The sequence below is a fragment of the Buttiauxella gaviniae ATCC 51604 genome, assembly GCF_001654835.1.
GTDB classification, from domain to species: Bacteria; Pseudomonadota; Gammaproteobacteria; order Enterobacterales; family Enterobacteriaceae; genus Buttiauxella; species Buttiauxella gaviniae.
Genome location: NZ_LXEP01000112.1, coordinates 1 through 361, shown reverse-complemented (window position 1 = coordinate 361; position 361 = coordinate 1). Strand labels below are relative to the sequence as shown.

Genomic DNA, 361 nt, shown 5'->3' with positions numbered 1-361 from the left:
CGCATCCACGGACGCGGCCAGCTGGGCCTGGGTCGGGGCATAGGTCACAGGCACGTTCTGGCTGCTGCCGTTAAACACCACCGGAATGGTGGTATCACCCGGGGTGGTCGAGGCCGGCAGGGTCAGCGTGGCGTTACCGTTGCTGTCGGTGGTCACCGTCTGGTCGGTGCCGTTCACCTTCACGGTGACGGCGGTATTTTTCAGGGGCTGACCGTCCGCGCCGGTGATCGGCAGCGTGGTGGTCGTGGTGCTGACACCGTCAGCCAGTGGCTGTGTCGTCGGGGCCGATGTTGTGCCCGCCGTGGCCCCTGCCAGGTTCTGGGCAGCCGTATAGGTCAGGGTCACGGTGTCGGTTTTCACG

General features: G+C 66.2%; 1 protein-coding gene. It reads right to left on the bottom strand.

All coding sequences use genetic code 11. The features are described from left to right. Positions 1–361 (bottom strand): DUF4198 domain-containing protein (locus tag M977_RS25610; RefSeq protein WP_167351125.1); only part of this gene is annotated, 361 nt, incomplete at both ends.